Origin of the sequence: Maribacter algae (assembly GCF_047345745.1) — a bacterium.
Lineage (GTDB): Bacteria > Bacteroidota > Bacteroidia > Flavobacteriales > Flavobacteriaceae > Maribacter.
Window position 1 is genome coordinate 282,972 of sequence record NZ_JBLFES010000005.1, and the last position, 11,979, is coordinate 294,950.

12 protein-coding genes and 1 riboswitch are annotated in these 11,979 nt (G+C 38.5%); of the genes, 1 reads left to right on the forward strand and 11 read right to left on the reverse strand.

The genetic code is table 11. The features are described from left to right. Window positions 1-78: 78 nt before the first annotated feature. The 3 genes from ACKWBX_RS17795 to ACKWBX_RS17805 all read right to left on the reverse strand — a co-directional run bounded on the left by ACKWBX_RS17795 (window position 79) and on the right by ACKWBX_RS17805 (window position 1,405). The gene (locus tag ACKWBX_RS17795) at window positions 79-540 is read right to left on the reverse strand and encodes a hypothetical protein (protein WP_413970071.1); all 462 of its coding nucleotides are present in this window, start codon (window positions 538-540) and stop codon (window positions 79-81) included. Between the two features lie 342 nt (window positions 541-882). Continuing rightward, window positions 883-1,176 (reverse strand): type II toxin-antitoxin system RelE/ParE family toxin, encoded by a 294-nt coding sequence (locus tag ACKWBX_RS17800; RefSeq protein WP_413970072.1) that lies wholly within the window; start codon window positions 1,174-1,176, stop codon window positions 883-885. Further along, a complete protein-coding gene (locus tag ACKWBX_RS17805; protein WP_413970073.1) occupies window positions 1,163-1,405 on the reverse strand; it encodes a type II toxin-antitoxin system ParD family antitoxin in 243 nt (80 codons plus the stop codon). The genes ACKWBX_RS17800 and ACKWBX_RS17805 overlap by 14 nt, the downstream gene beginning before the upstream one ends. A 299-nt stretch (window positions 1,406-1,704) precedes the next feature. Here ACKWBX_RS17805 and ACKWBX_RS17810 point away from each other — a divergent pair, with 299 nt between their 5' ends. After that, window positions 1,705-2,907, forward strand: coding sequence for a redoxin domain-containing protein (locus ACKWBX_RS17810; protein WP_413970074.1), 1,203 nt, complete (start codon window positions 1,705-1,707; stop codon window positions 2,905-2,907). On the opposite strand, the gene ACKWBX_RS17815 is transcribed toward ACKWBX_RS17810, so the two are convergent. From ACKWBX_RS17815 to ACKWBX_RS17850, 8 genes are all read right to left on the reverse strand, one after another. Next, window positions 2,885-3,985, reverse strand: coding sequence for a serine hydrolase domain-containing protein (locus ACKWBX_RS17815; RefSeq protein WP_413970075.1), 1,101 nt, complete (start codon window positions 3,983-3,985; stop codon window positions 2,885-2,887). The two genes, ACKWBX_RS17810 and ACKWBX_RS17815, sit on opposite strands and share 23 nt — an antisense overlap. Window positions 3,986-4,114: 129 nt before the next feature. Continuing rightward, window positions 4,115-4,915 (reverse strand): head GIN domain-containing protein, encoded by an 801-nt coding sequence (locus ACKWBX_RS17820; protein ID WP_413970076.1) that lies wholly within the window; start codon window positions 4,913-4,915, stop codon window positions 4,115-4,117. Continuing rightward, entirely contained in the window at window positions 4,912-6,012 is a 1,101-nt protein-coding gene (locus tag ACKWBX_RS17825; RefSeq protein ID WP_413970077.1) for an acyloxyacyl hydrolase, read from the reverse strand. Before ACKWBX_RS17825 ends, ACKWBX_RS17820 begins: the two co-directional genes overlap by 4 nt. A 96-nt stretch (window positions 6,013-6,108) precedes the next feature. Further along, on the reverse strand, window positions 6,109-7,062 hold the full coding sequence (gene metF / locus ACKWBX_RS17830; protein WP_413970078.1) for a methylenetetrahydrofolate reductase [NAD(P)H]: 954 nt from the start codon (window positions 7,060-7,062) through the stop codon (window positions 6,109-6,111). 61 nt (window positions 7,063-7,123) lie between these two features. Then, window positions 7,124-7,480: a four helix bundle protein gene (locus tag ACKWBX_RS17835; RefSeq protein ID WP_413970079.1), complete on the reverse strand. Its 357-nt coding sequence runs from the start codon at window positions 7,478-7,480 to the stop codon at window positions 7,124-7,126. Between the two features lie 26 nt (window positions 7,481-7,506). Then, window positions 7,507-10,224 carry a methionine synthase gene (gene metH, locus ACKWBX_RS17840; protein WP_413970080.1) on the reverse strand — a complete coding sequence of 906 codons (2,718 nt, stop codon included), beginning with the start codon at window positions 10,222-10,224 and terminating at the stop codon, window positions 7,507-7,509. Next, a complete protein-coding gene (locus ACKWBX_RS17845) occupies window positions 10,221-10,571 on the reverse strand; it encodes a four helix bundle protein (protein WP_413970081.1) in 351 nt (116 codons plus the stop codon). The genes metH and ACKWBX_RS17845 overlap by 4 nt, the downstream gene beginning before the upstream one ends. 30 nt (window positions 10,572-10,601) lie before the next feature. Further along, window positions 10,602-11,603 (reverse strand): homocysteine S-methyltransferase family protein, encoded by a 1,002-nt coding sequence (locus ACKWBX_RS17850; RefSeq protein WP_413970082.1) that lies wholly within the window; start codon window positions 11,601-11,603, stop codon window positions 10,602-10,604. Between the two features lie 177 nt (window positions 11,604-11,780). Continuing rightward, window positions 11,781-11,916, reverse strand: a riboswitch (SAM riboswitch). Window positions 11,917-11,979 lie beyond the last annotated feature (63 nt).

Below are 11,979 nucleotides of genomic sequence, written 5' to 3' on the forward strand. Positions count from 1 at the left end.
TATTTTTTTATAATTTTCGCATCGATGCAAATAAATATTGATGATTCTCTATGCAATGTTTAAATTTTATAGCAATTCTTAAAATTTCAATGCCAGGCCCAATCCTTTTTGATTGCTGATCGGCACCAGCTTATAGGACATTTTCTTACCCAAAGCATCGTTATATTCCAATATTGCCATTTTTTTGTTTTTGGAAGAAGCATGAAAGAAAATACCGCCTATAAGCCCAGTTCCCGCGACTGCAATGGCCGGACCAGTCAAAGGTTCGTTTTTATCAAGATTGGAAATTAACCAAATAGCCGAACCAAAATTAGCAGCTCCAAACACTAAACCTCCTAACGCTTGTTTTTTTGATTTCTGCCAGTGCATCTCCGCGACTTGGCTTTCTCTCATAATTTTATCAATTTCTTTCCAAGTCAATTTTTCTTTGTCCTGATAAAAAGCTTCTCCCCACATTCCGGGGAACGCAGTAATTTCCTGTGCTTGCAAACCTGTTAAACACATTCCAAAAAGTAAAACTAGTATTCCTATTTTTTTCATTATATAAATTTTTGTTTAAAGTTAATTATTAATCTTTAAACATTTTAATTATGAATAGTGTTTAATAGTTTTTTATGATAATTAAAACCCCGTTATGCTCAAGAAGACAGATATGCTTTGCCTATTCGCCATATTAAATATTCTGAATCGCCTTTTCAAAGCAATATTCCTTACTATTAACTGTAACCGATAAATTAAAAAGTGACTTGGTGTATTTTAAAAAGTGTTGAATATTCCGCTCGATAAAATCAAAAACTACGAACAGGACAGAATTTCAATTTCTGCTAAGAAAAATATGATTTATGAATATTTCTTTAATTATAGAAAGAGATTATTTGAACTTTATAGATGTTCTTCAAAATTCATTCTTTTGCCAAGTACCCTAACCACGTATATTTCCCCATGACCGTCAAATAAATAATAGATAACATGGCCTTTGAAATTATAAAATTTCAAAGCATTTGCTATTGGAGAAGCATCTCTAGCTAATTCAGGACGTTCAGCCAATTCTTCCAAAAAACCTTCTAATTGAATTAAATAATCCGAAGCTTGCTTCGCGCCAAAAAACTTTATACCATGTTTATATATACCTACAATATCAAATTGAGCTCTAGTAGATAGATTATAAATTCCCATTATCTACCTTCCTGATTATATCACGAATTTTTAGGGGGCTTCTACCGCTTTGCAACCCCTCATCAATAGCTTGTTTTAATTCTAAAAGTTTCATATTCTCCGCTTGGTCTTTTCTTACCAAATCACGAATATATTCACTATCGTTAGTGAAATCCCCTTTTTCAACTCTAAGCTTTATCCAGCTATCCTGTTGATCCGTAAATGTTATTGACTTTCTAGTAGTTCGCATAAAATAATAGATATGGTGCAATATAGTTATTATTAGCACCATTTCCTAATGAGCTACTACCATTAACTTGGTTGAAAAAAGAATCCTCTAATTAGGCTTTATGAGTTATCCTATGCACTTCTGAAAGAACTATAGTTTCATATATTGCTTATGTAACTATTCAAAAATGTATTTCAATTTGTATATGAATCCATCGGAATAGAAATCTAGAATGTTAGATTCAATTTTAAATAATTCATAATACCGGTATAATCTTCAATTAGAATATTTAAATTTAGGAGTAAATATTTAGGTTTTAAATGAAGGCGCAATTCACATTTCTGTTATTCAGCATATTACTAATCATTTCCTGTAAGGAAAAACAAAAGGATAGCAATGCTACTATGGTAGAAGAATCTTCCACTGAAGAGACGGCCTTTTTTGTAGCCAAACCACAGTCCGTTCCAAAACAAGAAGTAATTACTTTGAAAATTGGACAAAAAGCCCCGGATTTTAAGTTACCCGGTACCGATGGTAAGTTTCATTCCTTGAACGATTACAATGGTTCAGAAGTGTTGGTCATCGTATTTACATGCAACCACTGCCCGACCGCTCAGGCTTATGAAGATCGAATCATTCAACTTGCCAAAGATTATCAAAACAAAAACGTGCAGATCGTTGCCATATCCCCCAATTCTATAAACGGATTGTTATTGAACGAGTTAGGGTACAGTGATCTTGGCGATTCTTTTGAAGATATGAAGACGAGGGCTGTGGACAAATCTTATAATTTTCCCTATTTGTACGACGGTGACACTCACGAAGCGTCCCTTAAATATGGTCCAGTAGCTACACCCCATACTTTTGTATTCAACAAGGAACGGGAACTCACTTATGTAGGAAGGTTAGATGCTTCCGAAAAACCTGGTACGGCAAATGCGGAAGATGTGAGAAATGCAATTGATAATACTTTAGCGGGAAAAGCTATTGATGAAGCTGTCACTAAAACGTTTGGTTGTTCGGTAAAATGGGCTTGGAAAGATGACTATGCCAAAAAAATCAATAAGGAGTGGAAGGAAAAAGAAGTAACCTTAGAGGAACTTGATGCGCAAGGGATCCAAACACTTTTTCAAAATGATACGGATAAACTACGTCTTATAAATCTATGGGCTACATGGTGTGGCCCTTGCGTGCATGAATATCCTGAATTTGTTGATATTCACAGAATGTATCGCGGCAGGGATTTTGAATTTATTTCCATTAGTGCGGACAATATGAAATCCAAAGACCGTGCACTAAAATTTCTACGTAAACAACATTCCGCACTCAACAATTATATTTACTCGGAAGAGGATAAATATAAAATGATAGAGGCGGTAGACCCGGAATGGGACGGCGCTTTACCCTATACCGCCTTAGTGGCTCCGGGAGGAGAAATAGTGTACCGGAAAATGGGCAGCATAGACCCGTTCGAACTGAAAAAAACAATTGTAGAGCATCCTATGATAGGGAGGTATTATTGATAAAACTATCAACAACTGCATCCAACGCCTCTTGAATATTTGGATTTGTACAGTTTGTTAATATCGAAAAAACCATTTGCTCATTGGGATACACAAAAAAGTTGGAATAGCCCCCAACTCCATTACCGATATGTCCAAAGTAAGGTCTGCCCTGTTTATCTTCGCTCACTTGCCAACCTAAACCATAATGTGTCGGTTTTCCATTTATTTTTTCAGAAGTCAAAAAAGGGGATAGCACTTTTTCGTTTAAAATTTCTCCATTTAAATACGCCTGTCCAAACTTGGCGATATCCTCAGAAGTGGACAAATATCCCCCTGCAGCCAACTTGTAATAATTGTTTACGGGAATGGCTTCCCTAAAATCGAGTCGGCCTTTGGAATAGAATTCTGAAAAATAGATTTCTCGCTCTGCTAGAAATGACTTCTTATACCCTTCCGGTGCAAATGTATTTTTCATTCCCAAAGGTATCAGTACTTTTTCTTGCACATACTCCTCAAATGGAATTCCACTTACCTCCTGCATTGCCAGAGATATTAAAACCCAATCAAAGCTATTGTACAGATAGTCCGTTCCGGGTTCAAAAAGAAGCGCATCGTCCTTGAAAATATTGATACTTTCTTTAATGGAATAGGGTTTGCTCAATCCGTATTCGGCTCCTTTATACCCCCTTATCCCAGCGGTATGGCTTGCTAGCTGTCTTATGGTAAAATCCCATTTCTTCTTCGGATAATAGGATACATATTCATAAAATGAAGTATCCAAATCGATAAGTCCATCAACAACCATGTGCGCCAAAGCAGTTGCCGCTACGGGTTTAGAAACACTGGCGATACGGAAAACTGTTTTTTGAGGATGTACCAAAGTTTTAGTTTCCAAATTGGCATAACCATAGCCTTTCTGAAAGTGTTTTTTTCCATCTTTTAAAACAGTTATTGCCAATCCAGGAATCTTTTCATTATCAATCAAATCCTGTAACAACCCATCGGCTGTTAAAAGCTCCTTCCATTTAATGTTATCAACAGTAGTTTCTTTTAATGGAGAAAATAAATGTTTTATGTACTTTAAAACGGAATTCATTGATAAGCATTTGTAATTTCGAACATAGTGAGAAATCCAATTAATAGAAAATGAGATTCCACATTCCATTCGGAATGACATTAAAAGTTTAACAGCGTATATTTTGGTCCTTAATCGCTTAGCTTGGCACTATCTAAATAGTAACCTACCATTGAAAATCTCTTCAACAGCAATTGTTTCTGGTCGGTTAAAACTTATTACATCACCATAACCTCTAATAATTCCGCTGATACCCACTTGAGGATTGACCAAAATATCATTGGAACCCCTGTGATTTAAACTTACGGTTTGCGCCGTTAGATTTTCGGCCTCTATCCGAGAATCTCCAGCTGCAATGGTAAGTCTTAAATTTTCCGTGTTACCGCTCAATTTAAAATAAGCTATCCCATTTGATACAACGCTGACGTTTTCCGAACTTAGTTCCAAATCAAATTCCCCATCCGTTGTTTCCGATTCAGGAAACGTAAAACTTTCGGAAAAGAGTGTTAGGCTAGGATAATTTAGAATACCGTCACTACTGATTTTGAGACCCGTACTACTTCGTATTTCATTAATATTGGGCGATGTTACATAAATCGTCGTAATGCCATACTCGCGAAAAAGGTTACAACCATTTTCATTTCTTACGATCAATCTACCTTCTTCAACATTTGCACTGACTTCTTCCAATAAAAACTCACCCGTTTCTATTTCTACTTTTTGCACATCGCCCTGTTTTACGATTAAAGCGATTTTTTCAAATACGGTGATTTTATTAAATGTAGGAAGTGCAATTTCCTCTCGAACCAAATTGCCAGCATTCTGGAAGCAATCAGGAGCATTTTCGGAGTTGCAGCCAGACAAAAGTAAAAGACCAAAACCGACCAAAAGTGTACAAAGTAGGTCTCGACTCCGCTCGACTGGACAGCTATATTCTATTAATCTCCTCATAGTCGTATTCCTATTCCAAATTCTACCGCTTCTGCCGCAGCTCCATGAGATTTTAGGGTAATAGCGCCAAAAATCTTATCACCAAAATATCGCTTTAGACCAACACGGTTATACACACGACCTTCAAAATCAAACGGATAATATACATAATATCCCAACTGGGCGACAATACTCATTTTATTGATAAACAATTCATGCCCCAAGAAGACCCCTGCCCTTTTATAATCCGTATCCGCGGCAACCTCCATTTCAGGAAAAGAAGTGGCCTGAAAACGAATCAATTCTTTTAGAAAATTAGAAAAGAAAACATCCGTACCCAATTGAATGGCACTTTTTCTGCCCAAACGCTTATCCGCATAAGCGGAAAAAATAAAAAATCCGTATTGGCCCGAGCCAATGACATCACTTTCATTTAAACCGCTCCGCAATATTAAATTATACTTGATAGGTTCCGTCACTTTTACTTTTTCCGCCTTGGGCAAGTACATCACTTCTTTGCCGCCATCCAAATCATAGGTCAACCCGGCATTGAAGGCAAAAGTGTTGGTAGAGGTATTGGGAGCCCTAAAATTTGCATTGGAGTAATGGATGATAGAAACACCTGCTTTAAAACCTAAACCTTTATATACATTTTCCTTATAGTAATTGAGCATTAAATAGGTAGAGCTCAAAAAATCCGAACCATAGGCACTGTTCCTAAAATTGGTTTCCCTATCATATGGATTCGTGGTGTAGGCAATGCCCTGCCCCACCCTAAACTGCATGTTTCGTTTAAAAAAATAGAAATTGTAATGCGCATAGAGACCAAAATTCTTGCCCAACGTCTCATTGTTCATGTCCTGATAAATAAACGAAGCCCCATAATCCGGATAGTTGTATAAACTTTCCCATTCCTTATAGCCATAGGTCTTACGATTAAAACCTAAAATAATCCCGCCCGGATGGTTCGCGATCAGATGTGAAATATCCGGATTGTGTAAAAGGACAGAACCATAAAACTGACTGGCATCCAAGGTATATTTTTTCACCTCTTCCCCATCTTGGGCAGTACAATACACGATTGAAAAAAGTAGGCAAAAAAGAAATCTAAGCTTCATGGGATGTAAAAATAGGACTTGTTGTTGGTTTATCGTTGACCATTGATGGTTTTTAAACGAATAGCCACCAACGAACAACTATCTACTATCGACCCTTTAAAACATCTCTTTTGCAATCGCTTTGATGTTGTCCGATTTTCCCATGGAATAATAGTGCAGAACAGGCACTCCGGCTTCTTTAAGCTCTTTGGATTGTTGTATGGCCCAGTCTATGCCCACTTGCCTTACTGCTTTATTGTTCTCACAAGCGTCTAGAGCATCGATCAGATCTTGTGGTAAATCGATACGGAAAACCTGGGGCAGCAATTGCAAGTGCCGCTTAACGGCAATAGGTTTAATCCCTGGAATTATCGGTACATTAATATCCATTTCTTTGGCGGCTTCAACAAATTCAAAATATTTCCGATTGTCAAAAAACATCTGGGTTACTACATAATCCGCTCCGGCGTCCACTTTTTGTTTCAATCGTTTTAAATCGGACTGTAAAGAGGGTGCCTCCAAGTGCTTTTCTGGATAACCTGCCACGCCGATACAGAAATCGGCACAATTATCGGATTCTATAACCTCATGCAAATAGGTACCACAGTTTAAGTTTTGAATCTGTTCCACTAGGCCTTTCGCATAAGCATGACCACCTTTTGTAGGTTCAAAATACTGTTGCTCACGCATAGCATCGCCCCGTAGGGCCATTACGTTTTGAATGCCTAGATAATGACAATCTATCAACATATATTCCGTTTCTTCCTTGGTAAAACCACCACAAATTACGTGCGGCACGGTATCCACATCGTATTTATGTTGAATTGAGGCGCAAATACCTACCGTACCAGGGCGCATACGTGTGGTTTTCTTATCCAACAGCCCTTCTTTTTGCACATAAATGGTCTCTTCACGAGATGTGGTCACATCAATAAAAGGAGGCTTAAACTCCATCAACGGGTCTATATTATCATATAACTCTTGAATATTCCGACCCTTTACCGGTGGTATGATCTCAAAGGAAAACAAGGTTTTTCCTTTTGCGTTTTCTATATGCTCTGTTACTTTCATTCTCTAAATAGTTGACGGTTGAGAGTTGATGGTTTGTAGAAATTGAAAAAAGATTCAGTGATTATTTCTTATTTTTAAAATACTTGATGAAACCGCTTAGCAATTTTTTACAAAGGGTTATTTGTGTGATTTGATTTTTAAAACTTTCACCATCTAAATAGTTTTGATCTAGGGCTAGAAAAAGTTGAGTCTCAAGTTCATACAAAGAACCTTTTGATATATGAAGAAACTGAACGGTGTCCGCTGAAGTTCTTCGACCGCAACCCTCAGCGATATTTGACGGAATTGAAACTGCGCATCTTCTCATTTGACCAGTCAAACCATATAATTCATCTTTTGGAAAAGATTTTGTGACCATATACATACCACTCACCAATTTGCGTGATTCTTTCCATACTTCTAATTCCGTATAATCCATTCTTTTTTACTATCAACTCTGAACCATTAACTCTCATCAATATTAGGCGCCAACCACTTCATGGCTTCTTCCAAAGATATTCCTTTTCTCCGGGCAAAATCTGCCACTTGGTCTTCCTTTATTTTTCCCAATCCAAAATACCTGGCCTCAGGATTTCCAAAATAATACCCACTCACCGAAGCTGCAGGCCACATGGCCAAACTTTCCGTTAGTTTCACCCCAATTTTCTCCTCTACCTTTAAAAGTTCCCAAATCGTTAATTTTTCCAAATGGTCGGGACAGGCCGGGTACCCCGGTGCAGGTCTTATTCCTTTGTACGATTCTTTTATCAGCTCCTCATTGGACAAACCTTCATTGGTAGCATATCCCCAATGTTTGGTTCTCACTTCTTTATGTAAATATTCGGCAAATGCCTCAGCAAAACGATCGGCCAAAGCTTTTATCATGATAGCACTGTAATCGTCAAGATTCTTCTCGTATTCTTTTGCCAACTCAGCCGTGCCAAATCCTGTACTTACACAAAAACAGCCAATGTAATCTTGAATTCCCGATTTTTTCGGAGCTATGAAATCGGCTAACGCGTAATCAGGAACGCCTTCCCGACGTTTTAGCTGTTGGCGGAGGGTTCTAAAAATCCCCCTCTGACCTTTGGACATCTCCCCCGAAAGGGGAGAAAACATAACTTCGATATCATCATCGTTTATGGAATTAGCAGGAAATAGTCCAAAAATAGCTTTAGCCTTCAATTTTTTATTGGAAACGATGTCTTTCAACATGGTTTGAGCATCGGTAAAAAGCTCTTTGGCTTGTTCGCCGACAATTTTATCATTCAAAATATCCGGATATTTTCCGTGTAAATCCCAACTTCTAAAAAATGGCGACCAGTCAATAAAATCGACCAACTTCTTCAATTCCAAATCTTCTATAATTTGGATTCCCAGTTTTTTTGGTTTTACGATTTCAGCGGTATTCCAATCAATTTTAAACTTATTGGCACGTGCCGCTTCAATGGTTTTATATTCTTTCTTTTTGGTTCGTTTTAAAAACTTATCCCGAAACTCCTCATAATCCAGCTTCAAATTCTTTTTATATGAGGTTGAACTGTCCGGTTGCAATAAATCGCCCACCACTGTTACAGCTCGGGAAGCATCATTTACATGTACCACGGCACTGCTATATTGTGGGTCTATTTTTACCGCCGTATGTGCTTTACTGGTCGTGGCACCGCCAATTAAAAGTGGAACCTTAAAGTTTTGACGTTCCATTTCCTTGGCCAGAAATACCATTTCATCCAAAGATGGAGTTATGAGTCCGCTTAGACCAATGATATCCACATTATGTTCTATAGCAGCTTTGATTATTTTTTCCGGAGGTACCATCACCCCTAAATCCACTATCTCATAATTGTTACAGGCCAACACTACGCTCACAATATTTTTACCAATATCGTGTACGTCTCCTTTTACCGTAGCCATGAGGATTTTACCGTTTCCATTAACACTTTGCGGCTGGGGGTTATTTAACTTTTCCTCTTCAATATATGGGAGTAAATACGCAACTGCTTTTTTCATCACGCGGGCAGATTTTACCACTTGTGGCAGAAACATTTTTCCGCTTCCAAATAAGTCGCCCACAACGTTCATCCCGGTCATTAAATATCCTTCAATAACCTCGATAGGTTTATCTGAAACCTGTCTTGCCTCTTCTACATCTTCTACCACGTATTGGTCAATTCCCTTTACTAAAGCACGTGTAATTCTGTTTTGCAAAGGTTCTTGCCGCCATGATAAATCTACTGTGCTCTCTTTTGCTTTTCCCACAACAGATTCGGCAAACTCCAATAAACGTTCCGTGGCATCATCTCTACGGTTGAGAATTACATCCTCAACATGTTCCAATAAATCTTTGGGAATATCATCGTAAACCTCCAACATTGCCGGGTTTACAATTCCCATATTCATACCCGCCTTAATCGCGTGGTACAAAAAGACCGAATGCATGGCTTCGCGTACCGGGTTATTTCCCCTGAACGAAAAAGAAACATTGCTCACACCGCCACTAACGCTACAACATGGTAAATTTTCCCGTACCCATTTGGTCGCATTGATGAAATCCAGCGCATTCAATTTATGCTCTTCCATCCCCGTAGCTACGGGGAAAATATTCAAATCAAAAATGATATCCTCCGGTGGAAACCCAACTTGATTTACCAGAATATCAAACGAGCGTTTTGAAATTTCTATGCGCCTGTCATAATTATCTGCCTGCCCCACCTCGTCAAAAGCCATAATGATAACGGCAGCGCCGTAACGCTTTATCAATTTTGCGTGATGAATAAACTCTTCTTCGCCTTCCTTTAGGCTGATGGAATTCACCACGCATTTTCCCTGAACCACCTGAAGCCCCGCTTCAATAATTTCCCATTTGGAACTATCTATCATAATAGGAACCCGGGCTATGTCCGGTTCTGCAATGACCAGATTCAAGAATTTGACCATAGCTTCTTTACCATCGATCAAACCATCGTCCATATTGATATCGATGATCTGAGCTCCCCCTTCTACTTGGTCACGTGCAACATCCAAAGCTTCTTCAAACTTTTCTTCTTTAATTAATCGAAGAAATTTTTTAGAACCTGCCACATTGGTGCGCTCCCCAACATTGATGAAATTAGTCTCCGGCGTTACGACCAAGGGTTCAAGACCTGAGAGTTTAAGGAATCGTTGTTCGTTGAATGCACTCATAATTTTTTGTGATAATTAATGAATCCGTTCAACAACTTTTTAACTCGTTCCAATTCTGGTAAAACATTATTTAAATCAAAAGACAGGTAACCCCAATCATTTGCTAAAATCAATTGAGTCTCTAGTTCAAAAAGCGAGCCCCTTGCAATATGAAGAAAATGTATTGTTTCTTTACTAGATTGTCTTCCGCACCCCTCAGGGATATTTGAAGGAACTGAAATTACACATCTTTTAATTTGAGAAGTAAGTGAAAATCGTTCATCCTTTGGAAATGATTTTGTCAAAACATAAACTGTTTTTACCAATTTCCTTGCTTGAACCCAAATATCTAATTCTTTATAATCCATTTAAACTTTTCAGTAATCGACGATAAACCGTTAACGAGCAACGGACAACGGTCTAGGGTTATATTCTTTCACAACTTCCGCTATTGCCGTAATATGTTCCGGGGTTGTCCCACAACATCCACCAACGATATTTACCAATCCCTTCTCGGCATATTCCTTAATCTGTGAAGCCATCTGCTCAGGAGTTTCATCGTATTCTCCAAAGGCATTCGGCAATCCTGCGTTGGGATGAGCTGAAACGGCATAATCCGTTTTGGAGGAAACTACCTCCAAATGTGGCACTAATTGACTTGCCCCCAATGCACAATTAAATCCTACGGAAAGAATTGGAATATGCGAAATAGAAATCAGAAATGCCTCTGCCGTTTGACCAGATAATGTTCTTCCCGAAGCATCCGTAATAGTGCCACTGACCATTATTGGCACTTCAATATTTCGTTCTTCTTTTACTTCTTCTATGGCGAAAAGTGCCGCTTTTGCATTGAGCGTATCAAAAATAGTTTCTACTAAAAGGATATCCGCACCACCATCCAACAAAGCCTCGACCTGTTGTTTATATGCTAGTCGTAACTCCTCAAAAGAAATAGCCCTAAAACCAGGGTCGTTTACATCTGGAGACATACTGGCCGTTTTATTGGTCGGTCCTATACTCCCGGCAACGAAACGAGGTTTATGCGGTTCTTTTGCCGTAAATTCAGTAGCTACTTCTTTTGCAATTCTCGCCGATTCATAGTTCAGGTCATACACCACATCTTCCATATGATAATCGGCCATGGCGATGGTGGTCCCAGAAAAAGTATTGGTCTCTACGATATCCGCGCCTGCAGCAAAATACTTCCTATGTACTTCTGCAATCGCTTCCGGCTGCGTGAGCGATAATAAATCGTTATTGCCCTGTAACGGATGTTCCCAGTCCTTGAAACGTTCTCCACGAAAATCCTCCTCAGTGAATTTATAACGTTGTAGCATGGTTCCCATAGCACCGTCCAACACCAGAATACGCTCTTTTAATATGTCTTTTATGTCTGCCATTTTAATTTTTAATCTTCGTTCTTGCATTAGGGATTGAGGTTCTGTTGAAGCTCTTTTAATTTTCACTCAGCTTAGCTGAAGTGATCTATTAAAAAGCGACTACCGAAAGCCCGACTATGCCCTTGCATAGGAATGCTATAATATCATCAAGTAGGAAATAGGTTAAACGACCTTTTTTGGTTATCTGCCGAGATGTCCAAAATTTACGCATCCGATAGAATGTAGCACCTTCTCAGTCACTGATCAGCATCAGGAGAACCAAGGGTTGCTAAGGTTTCAAAGGGTCTAATCCCTCCACCTTTCTTGATAACAATAGTAAATTTATGAACGGACTGCAAAGTAACAGTACAGCTTTATGAAAAGCAAATTAATAGGT